This is a genomic window from Clostridium sp. DSM 17811 (assembly GCF_018861905.1).
In the GTDB taxonomy this organism is placed as follows: domain Bacteria; phylum Bacillota; class Clostridia; order Clostridiales; family Clostridiaceae; genus Clostridium_AD; species Clostridium_AD frigoriphilum.
In genome coordinates, this window is sequence record NZ_JAHLDU010000005.1 from 123,485 (window position 1) to 139,652 (window position 16,168).

The following is a 16,168-nucleotide window of genomic DNA, read 5'->3' on the forward strand; positions in this document are numbered from 1 at the left end:
ATAAGCAATGGTTAGAGTATCTCTGTTAAGTAGGGGTAAGGCAGGAGAGGATGGTGGAAATGGAAATTGAATATTTATTGAAGGGTATATGTATAGGTCTTGTCTTTGGAGTACCAGTGGGAGCGATAGGTGCTCTTACAATAAGAAGAACAATTACACATGGTACTTTTGCAGGCCTAGCCTCTGGAATAGGATGCTCTACTGCCGATCTCCTATATTCTTTTATTAGTGTTTTTGGATTGACATTGTTTTCAAGTTTTATGCTGAAATATCAAAGCATAATCAGCCTTGTGGGAGGAGCTATGGTTATCATGATGGGCGCTGGTATTATTTTGAAGAAGCAGGCGGTTGTTAAGGAAACTGCAAAAACTTCACAGATAATTTCTTTCTTTATGTCCTCTTTTGTGATAGCTATAACAAATCCGACAACGATTATAACATTTGTTTTAGCATTCTCGATATTCCATATCGGTAGTATTAACTCCACTGTGCAATGCTTTGGACTTTGTTTAGGAATATTCATTGGTACATGTATTTGGTGGGGACTCATTATCGCTATGATTCAGTTGTTTAGGAATCGTATTACTGGGAAGGTGTTCGTTAGATTGAACTACATTCTTGGAAGCATTATTATCATGTTAGGAGCGGGGGTTGGAATTCGCGTACTGCTTTGACAGAACTGATTCTGGGAAATGATTTGTGTGGATAGTTTTTACTAAAGATACTGGTTTCAGACTTTTATATATTATGCTAATGAACAAGCAAATTGTTGAGATCAGAAAGGAGATACAGAATGAAGAAAAAAACAGGTGTGTTAATACTATCCGTACTTTTAGCTATATTTTTGTTGGCAGGATTCGTAGGAATAAGGTTTATGAAGAATAAGGAGGGTTCCACAATGGTAAATGTTCCAAAATATGATGGCAACGTAGTAAAGCCTACTACGCAGCAAACAAAGCTGGAAGATTATTTTTCTGCTGTTCGATATGAGGGAAACTATGGATTTGATAGCTTTCTTAAACAGGGGGGGGCATCTTCTGATACAGCTGTAATTAAATTTTTAACCCAAAATAATCTGGTTTCAAGAGCAGATAAGCTGTCACTTAAAACTGAAGGTTTTGGTTGCAGTACGCTATCTGTCAAAAGTCCCAAGGGCGATGCCTTATTTGGAAGAAACTTTGATTGGCAGGCATGTAATGCATTGGTGGTTTCTTCAAAACCTTCAGACGGCTATGCCTCTGTTTCTACAGTGAATATGGACTTTATCAGTGCTGGATATGGAGGAAGCATAGATAAATTGCCAGAGAAAGTGCGCACTATGGTAGCGCTTTATGCACCGCTGGACGGTATGAATGAAAAAGGACTTAGTGCAGCGGTGCTGATGATTGAAGATTCTGATAATATCAATCAGAATACCGAAAAACCGGATATTACAACGACAACTGCCATTCGTTTGTTGCTGGATAAAGCTGCAAATGTAGATCAAGCAATAAATCTTTTAAAACAGCATGATATGCATGCCTCGATGGGGTTGATGGTGCATTTTGCTTTGGCTGATACTGAAGGACACAGTGTGGTTGTGGAATATGTTGATAATAAGATGATTGTAACAAAAACACCTGTAATTACCAATTTTTATTTAGCTTCTGGTGAAAAAAATGGAATTGGAACAGCCCAATCCCATTCTAGATATGATATTTTAATGAAGCAACTAAGTAAGACAACAACCATGAGCATGGAAGAAGTCCGTGATGCAATGGATAGCGTAAGCAAGCATAACTTTAAAGATGCTGAATCTACCGAATGGAGTGTAGTCTACAACCAAAGCAGTGGTGAGGTGCGATATTACCATCGGGAAAATTATAAAAAGGTGTATACATTCCATGTTGAATAATATAAAATTTAAGAATTTTAATTAAGGCATTGACATGAAGTTAACTTTAACCATTATGATAGAGGTGTTACTAAGATAAAGAAGGACTTCTACCGTGAGTGGTATTATATTTTAAAATAGCTACAAACCATGCAAGAGCAAGGTTTTAAATAAATAAAATAAAGATAGTGTTAACACTATCTTTAAATGGAAGAAGGATAAAATTATGAAATTAGTAAAAGAACAGATACTTAAGGGAGAGAGAGCATTATTTAATAGCAAAGATTTACAGGTTTCCTATTCAACGTTTGCTGATGGGGAGTCTCCATTAAAGGAGAGTCAAAATATTAATATAGATCACAGTATATTTAAATGGAAATATCCATTATGGTACTGTAAAAACATTGTAGTAGAAGACAGTACATTTCTTGAAATGTCTCGTTCGGGAATCTGGTATACAGAAAATATTGTAATAAGAAACACTATAATTGAAGCACCGAAGATCTTTAGGCGTGCAAAGGGTATTAAATTAGAGAATGTTACTATGCAAAATGCTGGTGAGACTTTTTGGAACTGTGATGAGATTTCTTTGAAAAATGTAACAGCCAAAGGGGATTACTTTGGTATGAATAGTACAAATATTAAAATTGATGGATTCCAACTGGCCGGAAACTACGCTTTCGATGGAGGAAAAGATATTGAAATTCATAGTGCGAAAATTCTGGCAAAGGATGCATTCTGGAACTGTGAGAATGTAACAGTTTATGATTCATTTATTTCGGGAGAATACTTGGGATGGAATTCTAAGAATGTGACCTTTGTAAACTGTACTATTGAAAGCTTGCAGGGATTATGCTATATTGACAACCTTGTAATGAAAGACTGCCAATTATTGAACACTACACTGGCATTTGAATATTCCACAGTAGATGTACAGATTAACGGTACTATTGGTAGTGTTACAAATCCATCTGCTGGTATAATACGGGCAGAGGGTATTGGCGAATTAATTATGGATAAAACTAAAATAGATCCTGAAAAAACACAAATTATAACGGAGAAATAAAGTATGTAAGGGTATCTTAGGTTAAAGGGGGTATCTCACAATAGATAGTAATTTCTATTGTGAGATACCCCCACTTTTCTTGTGAAATGTTGTTAAACATTCCTAACACCGATACATTTGTAAGTATTCATGGCAAATGATTTACATTTTCACTTTTTAAAAGTTTAATTATATTTAGTACTTGACTTAGAGCTGACTTAAGGTGGTAACATTATTTTGAATATCAAAATAGTAGACAAAAACATTTAAGGAGGCAGAGCAATGGTAATAAAGGAGGCTGCGAAAATAACCGGGATATCTATAGATAATTTAAGATATTATGAAAGAATAGGTTTAATTCCGAAGGTTCGTAGAAATGAATCAGGAATTAGAGATTATGATGAGATGTCAATTCACTGGATTGGGTTTGCCATGAGGTTTAAAAAAGCAGGAGTTTCATTAAAGGATATTCGTGAATATATACATCTTGCTATTCAGGGAGAATCAACAAAGGAAGTAAGAAGAGAAATACTTATTGAAACAAAAACTAGATTAGATAAAAAAATGCAAGATATGCAGGAAACTCTGGATGTAATCAATTATAAAATTGATACTTATGAAGAAAAGTGTGAGCCTGTTACAAATGAATTAATAGATGTTTGGAAAGCTAACAGAAAAAAAACTGAAAAAGCACTTGACATGAAGTTGACTTAAGGGTTTATAGTTATTCTATTGTTTAAAAAGAATCAACGGGTAAGAAAATATGATTTTTAATTTGAAAGGGGAATAAATATGAAAATAACAGTTATTACTGGAAGTCCACACAAGCAGGGAACTTCTGCATTGCTCGCAGATAAATTTATCCAAGGAGCAAATGAAGCAGGACATGAGATACTTCGTTTTGATGCAGCATTTGAAGAGGTTAAACCATGCCTGGCATGTGACTATTGTGCAAGTCATGATGGACAGTGTGTACGAAAGGATGTTATGAACACATGGTATAAAAAATTGATAGAATCAGATATGATAGTATTCGTAACGCCGCTATATTATTATGGGATGTCATCACAGATAAAAGCAGTTATCGACCGTTTCCATGCTAATAATGAAAAATTGGCAGGTAACAAAAAATCAATGCTTTTGGCTACTTCTTATGGTGCAGATGATTGGACAATGGAGGCATTGGAGAAAAATTATGAAGCTATACTTCGCTTTATGAATTGGAATGATGCAGGAAAGTTATTTGCGACAGGGTGTCCAGTTAGAGAAGTGATTGAACAGACGAATTTTCCAAATCAAGCATATGTGTTAGGAAAGTCTTTACAATAAATAAGGATTAATAATAAGAGAAGGAGGAAAAAATATGCCAGTAATTACTTTAGAAGCAGGAAAATTGAATAAAGATCAAAAAAGCAAGATGGTAAAAGAATTTACAACAATAGCATCAAAGATTATGAATGTACCGGAGCAGGCATTTACTGTTCTAATAAAAGAAAATGAGTCGGACAACATTGGATTTGGGGGACAGCTTTTATCTGATAAATAAGTTTATGTTGATGAATTATATAAGTATAAAATGTGTAAAGTAATAAAAATTAATCGATGCGCAAAAAATGTGCAGGAATGGAGAAAAGAATGAATTTAGATTTTACTTATCAAAACCCAACAAAGGTTTATTTTGGAAAGACTGCTTTAGATAACTTAAGCAGTGAATTTGTAAGTTGTGGTGATACCATTATGCTTGCTTATGGAAAAGGTGCTATTAAGAAAAGCGGACTTTATGATCAGATTGCATCTATCTTAAAGAAAAGTGGTAAAAACATCGTTGAATTATCCGGAATTATGGCAAATCCAACTTATGAAAAAGTAATGGAAGGTGCTGCTCTTGTACGTGAGAATAAGGTAGATCTTATTTTAGCTGTTGGTGGCGGTTCCGTTATTGATTGTGCAAAGGCAATTTCGGTATCTGCATATTGTAAAGGTGATGCGTGGACACGTTACTGGTTAAAATTTGAGCCTGTAGATAATGAAATAATACCAGTTGCATCTATTCTTACATTGGCAGGAACAGGATCCGAAATGAATGGTGGATCAGTTATTACAAATGATGATATGAAACTTAAGATCGGTCGTGTTTTCCCATCAAATGTGAATCCAAAATTTTCAATATTGAATCCGGAATATACATTTACATTACCTAAATATCAGATGGTAAGTGGAATTTTTGACATGATGTCACATTTAATGGAAACTTATTTCTCCGGTGAAGATGATACTACTACTGATTATATGATTGAAGGAGTTCTTCGTTCTATTATGAGCAGTGCAAAAATTGCAGTGAAAGATCCTAAAGACTATGAAGCAAGAAGTAATTTAATGTGGAGCTCTACTCTTGCGATGAACCCGATTATGGGGTTAAGTAAAACACAAGACTGGGAAGTTCATATGATTGAACATCAGCTTGGGGCCTATACAAATTGTACACATGGTATGGGACTGGCAGCAATTTCATTCCCATATTACCGATACATATATCAGTTTGGTTTAGATAAGTTTGTTCGCTTTGCTAAGCAAGTATGGGGTGTAGATGAAACTGGAAAGACAAAGCAAGACGTTGCTTTGGAAGGTATTGATGCTATGGAAACATTCGTAAAACAATGTGGTATAGTGACGAGCCTTAAGGAGCTTGGTGCGACAGAAGAAATGCTTCCACTAATTGCAAATTCAACTGTACTTTTAGGTGGATATAAAGTGCTTACTGCAGAGGAAGTCTTAGAAATTTTAAAGACTGCATATGCTCAGGCTTAAGATTATGAGTAAACAAAAGAATACTGGAAGACTACAATAAGAAAGAAGCCCATTGCCGCGGTGAAAAACGGCAGTGGGCATGACTTTAGTCTTCCATTTTTAAAACTCAAGATAGCTTGGAAGTATGTCTTTGGTTCTTTAAAAATATCAGGTGACACATGGAATTGTCTTCTCAAATTTAATAGCTGCAGCTATCATGCAGTTATTTTTAATTGTAAAATTATCTGTTAGTGACAATATTAAAAAAGGGAGAAGAAAATGAAAATAAAAAGGAAAAGGGGGAAAAAGTCATATTATATTTATCAAGTATATTACTATTACTATGCGTTGGTATTATATTATTTCTAAATTTAGAACCATCCTTTGGCGGAAATCCAACTAAAGAGCAAAAAAATAGTTATAAACAATTTAGTAACTATGTGAATGGGGAATTTGTTAATGATGTTCCGACAAGTTTAGCCATGAGTCTATCAGATAATTTTTCAATGATTATGAAGTCTTTTTCAGGTACTAAAGATCGAAAACCAGATGGTGTAATTCCTGTTTCAGTGATTGATTGGAATAAAATTGAAAGTGATAAAGACAGTGTAACTTGGTTTGGACACTCTGCTTTTCTACTTAGTATCGATAATAAAAAGATACTATTAGACCCTATGCTGGGGCCTGTTGCATCACCAGTATCCTTTGCAGGAAGCAAGAAATATAAATATAGTGAAAATATGCTCAATATTATTGATAAAATGCCACCAATTGATGCAGTTTTTATCTCACATGATCATTACGACCACTTAGATTATCAATCAATTGTAAAGTTAAAGGACAAGGTAGCACATTTCTTCGTTCCTCTGGGAGTAGGTAATCATCTTATTAGATGGGGTGTGCCAAAAGAAAAGATTACAGAACTAAATTGGTGGGACGAAATGGATTACCAAGGTTTAAAGGTTTCGCTGACTCTATCCTTACATTACTCTGGAAGAGGCGTTTTTAATAAGAACTCTACCTTATGGGGTGGTTGGGTCATTCTTGGAAAAAAAACACGTTTATACTATAGCGGAGATGGCGGATATGGTAAACATTTTAAAGAAATTGGAAAAAAATATGGACCTTTTGATATAACATTGTTGGATGGTGGTCAATATGACAGGCTTTGGTCTTGGGTACATATGACACCAGAAGAAGCTGTCCAAGCTAATTTGGATGTAAGTGGTAAGAATATGATGTTAATGCATTGGGGAGCATTTTCATTAGCTTATCATGGCTGGAATGAACCTATAGAACGAGCATTAAAAGCGGCAAAAAAAGAAGATGTAAATCTATTAGCCCCTAAAATTGGTGAAAATGTTCGATTAGATTCAGATTTTCACATTACGCCTTCTACTTGGTGGGATTCACTAAAATGATTGTACAAGCTTATGAAATTAGAAGGAATGGAGGGATAAAGTATGCGGTATGATTTTGAAGCATTAACAGACAGGCACAACACCAATTCGCTAAAATGGAATGTTGATGAAAATGTGCTTCCAATGTGGGTAGCAGACATGGATTTTAAGATAGCTCCTGAGATAATAGATGCAATTCAGGAAAAAGTATGTAAGGGTATCTTAGGTTATACCATTGTACCAGATGTTTGGTACAATGCTTTAAGTAACTGGTGGGAAAGAAGGCATGATTTTAAGATAGATAAAGAATGGATGATTTTTTGTACAGGAGTTGTGCCTGCAGTTTCTAGTGCAGTTAGAAAAATGACATCAGTAGGAGAAAACGTACTGGTGCAGACACCTGTTTACAATATATTTTTTAATTCTATTGTGAATAATGGTAGAAATATTGTGGAAAATAAGCTGCTGTACGATGGAAAACAATACAGTATTGATTTTAAAGATTTAGAAAATAAACTAACAGATGCAGAAACAACTATGATGATTCTGTGTAATCCGCACAATCCAATAGGAAAGATATGGGACAAAGATACATTGGAGAGGATTGGGGAATTGTGCTATAAACATCATGTTCTTGTTCTTTCAGATGAGATCCATTGTGATTTGACAGATACACAGCATGATTATATTCCATTTGCATCTGTTTCGGAGATATGTGCAAAGAATAGTATTACATGTATTGCACCGACAAAAGCATTCAACATAGCAGGTGTTCAAACCGCAGCAGTTGTAGTTCCAGATGAGGTGCTTAGGCACAAAATGAATAAGGCATTGAATACAGATGAAATAGCTGAGCCAAATGCAATAGCCATGGAAGCGACAGTAGCGGCATTTACTAAGGGAGAAGAGTGGCTGAAGGAACTATGCTTTTATATAGAAGGAAACAGAAAGTTTGCAGAGAAGTTCATGGAAACTGAGCTGCCAGAATTATATCTGGTGCCTGCCAATGCTACATATCTGTTGTGGATTGACTGTAGTGGGATTACACAGGACACAACATGTTTGTGCAAGATCCTGCTAAGTGAAGCTGGACTATATGTTTCAAAAGGAGAAGCCTATGGGGAAACTGGAAGAGGCTTTATTCGAATCAATATGGCATGTTCAAGAGAACGGCTTGAAGACGGTCTTGCACGTTTGAAAAAAGGAATTGAATTATTTAATAAAAGTTTATTGAAATAAAAGGTGCTAATAGGTTATCCCTTTTTTTTTCGTTAATTATTTTATAGGAGAGTGATTATATGTCAAATATTTTTAGTTCATTTCAAGTAAAAAATGTATCATTTAGTAACAGGATAGTTATGGCTCCTCTTGTACGTTTTGGCTTACCAAGCTATGAGGGAAGTATGGGTGAAAAACTTATGAATGACTATTTGAGTAGAGCCGATAAAAAAATTGGGCTAATCATCAGTCAAGCACTTTCCGTATCGTCTGACTGTAATACATCAAGTAAGGCTGGTGGTACATCTGGCGGGGCTGGCGTCTACTCCGACCAACATGTCGGATATCTGAGTGAATTAGCTGAAGCTTACCATAAGAACGGAACTGTTTTTTTTGCACAGCTTGCTCTTCCTGGTTTCGGTTTTTATGACGACAATTCCAGAGATATTAATAAGTTGACTAAAAAGGATTTAATCAAAATTAGAGACGAGTTTATTAGGGGGGCAGAGATTTGCAAAAGGGCTGGCCTTGATGGAATTGAACTGCATGGAGCACATTCTTTTTTTCTGAACATGATGGCATCTGAGCATTCCAATAAGCGTCAAGATAGTTATGGCGGCGATTTGGACGGAAGGCTATCTTTAGTGAAGGAAATCACTGAGGGAATTAAGAGCTTCGCTGGAGATAGTTTCATCGTATCCTATCGAATGGGATGGGGGGATAGCTTGGATGCAGACGTAAAGATTGCACAAAAACTTGAGGACATAGGAATTGATATGTTGCATGTGTCTACGGGTATACCAGGAGAAAGAAAGCTAGAACTTCCGTCCGATTTTCAGTATAATGAAATAGTTTATACTGGCGGATACGTCAAAAAACATGTAAAAATTCCTGTTATCTGCGTAAATAACATCAAGACACTGGGTAGAGGCAACGCGCTGATTGAAAATAACTACTGCGATTTTGTTGCATATGGGAAGCCGTTTTTAGCTGATGCCAGATTTATCGAAAGGTCATTAAAGGACAGCAATTACAAGCCATGCTTTGAATGCCGTGACTGTAAATGGTTTACAGATGGCGAGAAGTGTCCGGTACAATTGAAAGCGAAGGTTAAAGGTAGCAGCCTACATTAATCCGTGTGCGTTTTCATACGCCACGGCTTGGGCGAAAGTGATTTCCTACGGCCTTTTTAAGTTTTGCATAAGGCAATAAAAAAAGAGGCTATGTTTTCTAAAAAAGAAAACATAGCCTCTTATACTTTTTCCTGATGGAAGCTTTATAAAATTGTTTTGGTGTAATATGAAAACAAAGGCATCAGAATTTTTGGTTCTAATGCCTTTGCCTTTAACTCTGTAAACACTAAAAAGTCAGAGCCTTAAGCAATGTAAAGTATCTTACTGATATAAGAATCTAGGATATCTTGTGTCTTTCCATTAAATAAGCAGACATATATTTTAATTAATTTTCTAAAAAAGACTTGACTTAAAGTTAACTTTAAACTTTAAACTGTAGTAGTACATAGATAACAGAACTGATTTAATTGACAGATTTGGAGCAATTTAAAATATTGGAAATATTAAACCAAGGCGAGCAATTAACTGTTCTGCTGAATCAATCATGTCTGCACTTTTATGAAAAGTAATTATTATATAACGATAAAAACAGGCAACAAAGATATTTCTTATATTATGGAAACACAAAAATTATTGCTTATCAAATTCACGAAAAGTAAGGAAGTGATATTTTTGAAATTAAGACATTAATTGTAAAATAAAGGAATGAAAAAAAGATGAATATTAATAAAACAAATATGTAATCAATAAAAGAAAGAGGAGATTATTATGAAAATGAAGCTTTTTAGTAATAAATTAGCAAAAACTATTATGTTGGGGCTTTCACTTACAATTGTGGGCGGTGGTGCTGCAGTTGCTTTGGCGGCGCAACATGTGAAACAGACACAAATTAAAGCGGTTAAGAAACTGCCAGTGAGTCTGCCAGCAGGCGATATGTTACGTGGTGCAGACAATTTTTACAAGAGCGACAAAGTAGATGTTCAGAAAGTTACGTTTCACAACAGTTACAATATGAAGGTAGCTGGTAATTTGTTTGTGCCAAAGAACTTGGATAAAAGCAAAAAACATTCAGCCATTGTTGTCGGACATCCTATGGGCGCAGTAAAAGAGCAAAGTGCAAATCTTTATGCTCAAAAAATGGCAGATAAGGGATATGTAACAATTTCGTATGATATGTCCTTCTGGGGGGACAGTGAAGGGGAACCTGGCAACAATGTATCACCAGACATTTATGCGGATGATTTCAGCGCCGCGGTTGATTTTCTTGATACCTTGGCTTATGTAGACCGTGGAAACATTGGAGTCATTGGTATCTGCGGCAGTGGTAGTTTTGCAATAAGTGCAGCTAAAATTGATCCGCGTATGAAGGCGGTTGCTACGGTCAGCATGTATGATATGGGAAGTGTAAATCGTAATGCACTGAATCACAGCCAGACGTTAGCGCAGCGTAAAAAGATTATCGCAGATGCAGCAAGTCAGCGTGATATCGAATATGCAGGCGGTCAACTGAAATATACAAGTGGTACACCGGAAAAAATCGATGCGAAATCTTCGCCAATTGCTAAAGAATTTTACGATTTCTATCGTACTTCTAGAGGAGCTGCTAATACAACTACACAGCCGACGCTTACGGGCAATATGAAATTCATGAATTTTTATCCATTCAATGATATTGAAACAATTTCACCGCGTCCATTGCTTTTCATTACTGGTACAAAGGCTCATTCCATTGAATTCAGTAAGGATGCTTATGCAAAAGCTGCTGAACCGAAAGAATTGTATCTTGTTCCAAATGCTGGGCATGCTGATCTTTATGATCGAACAGATCTAATTCCTTTTGATAAACTCACGCAGTTTTTCAATAAATACTTGAATAAAAAATAAAGAAAATGTACCCCATAGAGTAGACAATTAAAAAAAGTCACTCTATGGGGCATTTTTATGGTTAATTAATTTGGAATGTAAATGATTATGTTTTATTCAGTTAACATATAATTTGCGCTGTATTATAAGCACAGTGGTAAATGTGCTTATGTTATCACCGATGATACTTTTGATGATAACAGGAATTATGATATCAAAAGATGTGTTTGCATTTCTTGAAATAAGTGGTGGATTTGCGGTACGTGGGTTACATACATTTGCAGCTACATGGAGATTAGTATTTATGTCTGTACATGTTGGTATGCATTGGCAAATGCTGATTAATATGACAACAAAAATAACTGGGCATACTGATAAGAATATTATAGTAACAATTATTAAACGTCTCACAACACTTGGTATTGTGGTATATGGAATTAAATCCTTTTTGATTTGGATATCAGTTAAAAGTTATTCATGCAAACAACTTTTAGCTATTGGAATTTTGACGAGTCGACCATAGGATTTTTCTTATCTTATCTATCAATTATGGGCATCTATATTGTAGTAACATATTACTTATTAGTTTTAACAAATAAATTTCATAAGTAAAAGGGCTTGACTTGGAGTGCACTCTAAGTGGTAGGCTATATATAGTATCGAAAATATGAAATACAAAATATAGAAAAGAAATGATAAATACAATGAGTAATAGAAAAACTAAAACGACTAATAAAAATTATTCTTTTTTGGATCACCAGTGCATTGGGCATCAGCAGGTGGTGCTATAACATCATTTTTAGATAGAGTATTTTATGCAGATCTTAATAGTGGCAGACAGTCATTCTATTTAAAACCTGCAGCATGTGTCATATCAGCAAGAAGAGCAGGAACAACTGCAACCTTTGATCAATTGAATAAGTATTTTGGATTAATGCAGATGCCAATTGTTTCATCACAATATTGGAATATGGTTCATGGCGCAACTCCAGAGCAAGTAAAACAGGATATAGAAGGACTTCAGATTATGAGAACTCTTGGAAGAAATATGGCATTTTTCTTAAAATGCAAGGAAGTTGGTCTTAAGAATGGTGTAGAAATGCCAGAACGAGAAACTGCTACATTTACTAATTTTATAAGATGATTTTAACGTAGCATAATATAAGATATATAGATTGGTTGATAAAAGTTAATGGCATTGCCTGAGAGAAAAGAATATATCAACTAATCTTATACATTAAATGATATGCGAAGCAAGAGAACAGTTATTTAAAAGGAGAGAATGATATGAAATTATTATTAAACAAGAAAAACAGTAATAACCAAACGCAAGCTTCTGTATATATGACAAAAGATATAAGTGCAGAAGGATTAATGGCTATTTACGAAGCATTAGGTCGCATTGCAGCAGGAAAAGTAGCTGTCAAAATATCAAGTGGTGAACCTGGAGGTCATTATTTTCTATCTCCAAAATTGATTGCACCATTGGTTCAGTTAGTTAATGGAACAATTGTAGAATGCAATACTGCATATGGTGGAGGACGTGGAGATACATTGGCTCATCGTCATGTTGTAGAAAGACATGGATTTACAGAGATTGCGACCGTTGACATCATGGATGCAGATGGTTCTATGAGTATCCCAGTTGTTGGAGGAAAACATCTAAAAGAAGATATGGTTGGTTCACATTTTGCAGATTATGATTTTGTAATTAACCTTGCACATTTTAAAGGGCATGCCATGGGTGGATTTGGCGGAGTTCTTAAAAATATGTCCATAGGAATTGCGTCTTCTATGGGAAAGAGTCTGATTCATAGTGCAGGTAAGGAAAAGACTGGATTTTCAATGAATACACCTCAGGATGATTTTTTAGAGTCCATGGCTGAAGCTGCAAAAGCTGTTGCCAGTTATGTGGGAGAAAACATTATTTATATCAATGTTATGAATTACTTATCTGTAGATTGTGACTGTGATTCTAATCCAGCAAAACCAGAAATGAATGACATTGGGATACTTGCATCTTTAGACCCAGTGGCATTGGATCAAGCATGTGTTGATCTAGTATATGCAGCGACCGATGGAAAAGCACTTATTGAGAGAATGGAGTCTAGACATGGAATTCATACAGTAGAATATGCAGAAGAAATTGGAGTTGGAACTCGTAACTATGATTTATATAGAATTTAGGAATTATTTCTGCCTATGATCGAGGAACTCGAAATCATTTTTGGATAGAAATAAAGGAGGAATTAAAAATGGCAATTACAGACTTTTCAAAAGAGTATCATGAAAGGATGTTTCCAGGCATTGCATCAAAGCTTTTAGAAACAGACCCAGAATTTGTTGAGCGATTTGATAACTTTGCATTTGATGAAGTTGTAAATCAGGATGATTTGGAAGATCGTACTAGAATGATGGTAATTATTGCGACATTGATTGGCTGTCAAGGTATCGATGAGTTCAAAGTGATGGTACCTGCTGCACTTAATTTTGGAGTAACACCAGTAGAAGTGAAAGAAATTGTATATCAAGCCGTAGCTTACCTTGGAATGGGAAGGGTAATTCCATTCCTTCATAGCACTAATGATGTATTAACAGCAAGAGGTATTAAGTTACCACTTGAAGGACAGGTTAGCACTACAACTGAAAATCGTTTAGAAAAAGGAGTTCAGGCGCAGGTTGACATCTTTGGAGATGGAATGAAAGAATTTTATAAGTCAGGACCGCAGGAATCACGTCACATCAATCATTGGTTAGCTGATAATTGCTTTGGCGATTATTATACGCGAAGTGGCCTTGACTATGGGCAGCGCGAGATGATTACTTTTTGCTTCTTATTCGCACAGGGTGGTTGTGAGTCACAACTTACAAGCCATGCTGCAGCCAATATGAAGATTGGTAATGATAAGCAGTTTTTAATTAAGATTATTTCACAGTGCCTACCGTTCATAGGTTATCCAAGAAGTCTTAATGCACTCAGCTGCCTAAATAATGCAGCTGCTCAGATGGGGAAATAAAAGCTGAAACTGTTACTTGACTTGAAGTTGACTCTAAGTAGTAGAATAATTATGTTGTAAATTTTATTGTAAAAGGAGATTATATAATATGAGTAATAATAAGGAATTAAATAACAATACAATTTTTTCAAAAGGAGAGCCGCTTCCAGAGAAGTTTTCCAAATATTTTATTGGCCAGGCATATTTAAATATGCTTACGACTACTGGTGTACCAATTGGAAATGTAACATTTGAACCAGCATGCCGTAATAATTGGCATATTCATCATAATGGTGGTCAGATTCTTCTCGTAACAGAGGGAAGAGGATGGTATCAGGAATGGGAAAAAGAGGTACAAGAATTACATCCAGGTGATGTTGTTAACATTCCACCTGAAGTAAAGCATTGGCATGGAGCAGCAAAAGACAGTACTTTTTCACACTTGGCAGTGGAAGTACCTGCAGAAGGCGCCTCTAATGAATGGTTAGAAGCAGTTACAGATGAAGTGTACGGAAAGTTAAAATAAGCAAAATGAACAGAACTAAATATATTGGAGCGGCTATCTATTACGATGGAGATGCTTGGGATATTTTGTTGGGCAAGACACTAGTGGAAAAATGTCTTCCTGTTATTACCGTGCTAACACTCGCAGCTACAGGTTCTGAAATGGATGCAGGCGGAGTTATTAGTAATCCTGATACAAAGGACAAGATTGGTTTGATTTTCCCACCAATGCAACCAAAAGTTTCTTTTCTTGATCCTACCAATACCTACACAGTAAGCAAGTTTCAGACTGCTTCTGGTGCAGCAGATATGTTAAATCATATTATGGAGTTGCCATCCAATGGAACATGAGCTATCTGCAATTTATGATATTACTCATGGCTTAGGTCTTGCTATTTTAACGCCACATTGGATGGAGTACACATTAGATATGGCGACAGTCTCAAAATTCTATCAGTTTGGTACCAATGTATTTGGAATTGATAATGGAATGGAACCTATGGAAGTTGCAAAGAGGAGCATTGAACTTGTAAAAGAGTTTTTATTTAATACATTAGATTTAAAGAGCACATTTACAGAAATCGGTATCGATGAATCTAATTTTGCAGTTATGGCAAAGAAAGCATGTATGGATGGAGTGATTCCAGCATTTAAACCATTGAATCAGAAAGATATTGAAAATATATTTAGAATGTGTCTTTAATAATTTAGTTAATGAACTGTAACGCACTTGCATCAAAAGCAGGCGTGATCTAGTTGTTTTGGTACAGCCTATCCTTGTGTACAATATATAATAAATGGCATGTCAAGAAAACACTGAAATATCAGAGACCTTGATGTGCCATTTTTAATAAGTTGTATTGCTTGATTTCCAGCTAACTTTTGCCAACTATAGACTTTCACCCGTTAGTTTAAGACATTCCTTCCATTGCTCAAGCTATATGCCTTAAAATTCTCTACAATATTACCACCACAAATTGGACATTTACCTATAAGGTTTCTTGCATCAAATTTTTTTATTACAACATCTGACATTGTCGCCCCATTCACACATACTGTCTAGAATCGGTATTAGCGACTTGCCGCGCTCAGTTAGGCTGTATTCCACCTTTGGAGGAATCTGTGGATATTCCTCCCGATGGATCAAGTGATCTGCTTCCAATCCTTTCAGCATCACACTCAAAGTTTTATATGAAATTGTATTGATGTACTTCTTCATCTCATTGAACCTCACTACCTCGAACTCCATGAGACAATAGAGAATTACCATTTTATATTTGCCGTTGATAAGGGACAATGTATAGCTGAATCCTGTTTTCTCAAGATCAGCATCTGCAATACATGCTATGCCCATTTTTTACACTCTCCTTTTGGTAAGTATTAAACGCTTTTGTTAGTATCGCACATAG

At 35.5% G+C, this 16,168-nt stretch carries 18 protein-coding genes and 1 pseudogene; 18 read left to right on the plus strand and 1 reads right to left on the minus strand.

Annotated elements, in window-relative coordinates; genetic code table 11:
* Nucleotides 1-59 precede the first annotated feature (59 nt).
* The 18 genes and pseudogenes from KPL44_RS08795 (at nucleotide 60) to KPL44_RS25245 (ending at nucleotide 15,462) form a co-directional block, all read left to right on the plus strand.
* Nucleotides 60-674 (plus strand): LysE family translocator, encoded by a 615-nt coding sequence (locus tag KPL44_RS08795; protein ID WP_216248820.1) that lies wholly within the window; start codon nucleotides 60-62, stop codon nucleotides 672-674.
* Nucleotides 675-793: 119 nt separating this feature from the next.
* Nucleotides 794-1,894 carry a carcinine hydrolase/isopenicillin-N N-acyltransferase family protein gene (locus KPL44_RS08800; RefSeq protein WP_216248822.1) on the plus strand — a complete coding sequence of 367 codons (1,101 nt, stop codon included), beginning with the start codon at nucleotides 794-796 and terminating at the stop codon, nucleotides 1,892-1,894.
* A gap of 205 nt (nucleotides 1,895-2,099) precedes the next feature.
* A complete protein-coding gene (locus tag KPL44_RS08805) occupies nucleotides 2,100-2,939 on the plus strand; it encodes a DUF3737 family protein (protein ID WP_216248824.1) in 840 nt (279 codons plus the stop codon).
* A gap of 261 nt (nucleotides 2,940-3,200) precedes the next feature.
* The gene (locus KPL44_RS08810) at nucleotides 3,201-3,632 is read left to right on the plus strand and encodes a MerR family transcriptional regulator (RefSeq protein ID WP_216248826.1); all 432 of its coding nucleotides are present in this window, start codon (nucleotides 3,201-3,203) and stop codon (nucleotides 3,630-3,632) included.
* A gap of 78 nt (nucleotides 3,633-3,710) precedes the next feature.
* Nucleotides 3,711-4,247, plus strand: coding sequence for a flavodoxin family protein (locus tag KPL44_RS08815; RefSeq protein ID WP_216248828.1), 537 nt, complete (start codon nucleotides 3,711-3,713; stop codon nucleotides 4,245-4,247).
* A 34-nt stretch (nucleotides 4,248-4,281) separates the two neighbouring features.
* Complete coding sequence (dmpI, locus tag KPL44_RS08820; RefSeq protein ID WP_216248830.1) at nucleotides 4,282-4,464, plus strand: 4-oxalocrotonate tautomerase DmpI; 183 nt, start codon at nucleotides 4,282-4,284, stop codon at nucleotides 4,462-4,464.
* A gap of 89 nt (nucleotides 4,465-4,553) precedes the next feature.
* Complete coding sequence (locus KPL44_RS08825) at nucleotides 4,554-5,726, plus strand: iron-containing alcohol dehydrogenase (protein WP_216249025.1); 1,173 nt, start codon at nucleotides 4,554-4,556, stop codon at nucleotides 5,724-5,726.
* Nucleotides 5,727-5,956: 230 nt separating this feature from the next.
* The gene (locus tag KPL44_RS08830; RefSeq protein WP_331702434.1) at nucleotides 5,957-7,126 is read left to right on the plus strand and encodes an MBL fold metallo-hydrolase; all 1,170 of its coding nucleotides are present in this window, start codon (nucleotides 5,957-5,959) and stop codon (nucleotides 7,124-7,126) included.
* A 42-nt stretch (nucleotides 7,127-7,168) separates the two neighbouring features.
* Entirely contained in the window at nucleotides 7,169-8,344 is a 1,176-nt protein-coding gene (locus KPL44_RS08835) for a MalY/PatB family protein (RefSeq protein ID WP_216248832.1), read from the plus strand.
* Nucleotides 8,345-8,403: 59 nt separating this feature from the next.
* On the plus strand, nucleotides 8,404-9,456 hold the full coding sequence (locus tag KPL44_RS08840) for an oxidoreductase (RefSeq protein ID WP_216248834.1): 1,053 nt from the start codon (nucleotides 8,404-8,406) through the stop codon (nucleotides 9,454-9,456).
* Nucleotides 9,457-10,164: 708 nt separating this feature from the next.
* Entirely contained in the window at nucleotides 10,165-11,280 is a 1,116-nt protein-coding gene (locus KPL44_RS08845; protein WP_216248836.1) for an alpha/beta hydrolase, read from the plus strand.
* 142 nt (nucleotides 11,281-11,422) lie between these two features.
* Entirely contained in the window at nucleotides 11,423-11,782 is a 360-nt protein-coding gene (locus KPL44_RS08850; protein WP_216248838.1) for a DUF4405 domain-containing protein, read from the plus strand.
* Nucleotides 11,783-12,001: 219 nt separating this feature from the next.
* A pseudogene (locus KPL44_RS08855) lies at nucleotides 12,002-12,403 on the plus strand (flavodoxin family protein); the annotation flags it as partial.
* A 143-nt stretch (nucleotides 12,404-12,546) separates the two neighbouring features.
* A complete protein-coding gene (locus KPL44_RS08860) occupies nucleotides 12,547-13,446 on the plus strand; it encodes a DUF362 domain-containing protein (protein WP_216248840.1) in 900 nt (299 codons plus the stop codon).
* Between the two features lie 68 nt (nucleotides 13,447-13,514).
* A complete protein-coding gene (locus KPL44_RS08865; protein ID WP_216248842.1) occupies nucleotides 13,515-14,276 on the plus strand; it encodes a carboxymuconolactone decarboxylase family protein in 762 nt (253 codons plus the stop codon).
* An 88-nt stretch (nucleotides 14,277-14,364) separates the two neighbouring features.
* A complete protein-coding gene (locus KPL44_RS08870) occupies nucleotides 14,365-14,781 on the plus strand; it encodes a cupin domain-containing protein (RefSeq protein WP_216248843.1) in 417 nt (138 codons plus the stop codon).
* A 5-nt stretch (nucleotides 14,782-14,786) separates the two neighbouring features.
* Complete coding sequence (locus tag KPL44_RS25240) at nucleotides 14,787-15,110, plus strand: iron-containing alcohol dehydrogenase (protein WP_253201680.1); 324 nt, start codon at nucleotides 14,787-14,789, stop codon at nucleotides 15,108-15,110.
* Nucleotides 15,100-15,462, plus strand: coding sequence for an iron-containing alcohol dehydrogenase (locus KPL44_RS25245; protein WP_253201681.1), 363 nt, complete (start codon nucleotides 15,100-15,102; stop codon nucleotides 15,460-15,462). Before KPL44_RS25240 ends, KPL44_RS25245 begins: the two co-directional genes overlap by 11 nt.
* 303 nt (nucleotides 15,463-15,765) lie before the next feature.
* Here KPL44_RS25245 and KPL44_RS08880 read toward each other — a convergent pair whose 3' ends face one another.
* The gene (locus tag KPL44_RS08880; RefSeq protein ID WP_216248846.1) at nucleotides 15,766-16,113 is read right to left on the minus strand and encodes a winged helix-turn-helix transcriptional regulator; all 348 of its coding nucleotides are present in this window, start codon (nucleotides 16,111-16,113) and stop codon (nucleotides 15,766-15,768) included.
* Nucleotides 16,114-16,168: the final 55 nt, after the last annotated feature.